This is a genomic window from Cellulomonas carbonis (assembly GCF_014636275.1).
Lineage (GTDB): Bacteria > Actinomycetota > Actinomycetes > Actinomycetales > Cellulomonadaceae > Actinotalea > Actinotalea carbonis.
This window is the reverse complement of sequence record NZ_BMEB01000025.1, coordinates 1-681: the sequence shown is the minus strand read 5'-3', so window position 1 is coordinate 681 and position 681 is coordinate 1. Positions and strand designations below refer to the sequence as shown.

Here is a 681-nt window from a genome sequence, read left to right as displayed (position 1 = left end):
TGTGGCTTTCGCCGGTATGTGGCGGGCTGCTGGCGCTGATCGATGGCGGTGTCTAGGTGGTCCCGATGACGAGGGTGCTGGCGGCGGCTTCGACGACGTCGTTGGTGATGGTCTGCAGCTCGTTGATCTTCAGGACACGTTCGATCTGGGGGAAGAGTCGCTCGAGGAGGCGGAAGTTGCCGCGGGTGATGCGGCTGATCGCGGCGATGGCCTGGGCGTCCGTGAAGTCGTCGGGATTCAGCGTCTTGCCCAGGGTGCGCCAGTGGCGTTGGAGGACGAAGAGCAGCTCGTCGGTGCTTAGGGGCCGGTACTGATGGGCGAAGCCGACGCGGCTGTAGAACTGGGGGTAGTGGGTGAACTGCTTCTCCAGTCCGGGCATGCCGATCAGGATCAGGGCGATCTGGTCGCGGTCGTATCGGTCGCGTAGAAGCTCGAGCGCGGTGGGGCTCAGGCGTTCGGACTCGTCGACGATGACGAGCTGGACGTAGTTGGTGGTGCGCCGGGTGCCCCACCGGTCCAAGGGGATGCGGCCGGGGACCTCGACGTGCTGCTGGATGCAGATGCTGGTGCGCGTGATGATCCGGTCCAGGTCTTCGCGCAGCAGCCGCGGGGTGGTCAGGACCCCGGGTGTGTACAGGGCGGTGCGGTTCTTGGCCAGCGCGGCGTAGATCTTGGCGTCGT

The 681-nt window shown here is 65.9% G+C and carries 1 protein-coding gene; it reads right to left on the bottom strand.

Annotation, left to right across the window (positions count from 1 at the left end):
• Positions 1 to 52 precede the first annotated feature (52 nt).
• Positions 53 to 681: AAA family ATPase (locus IEV86_RS17495; protein WP_188484836.1), on the bottom strand; the 629-nt coding region annotated here is incomplete at its 5' end.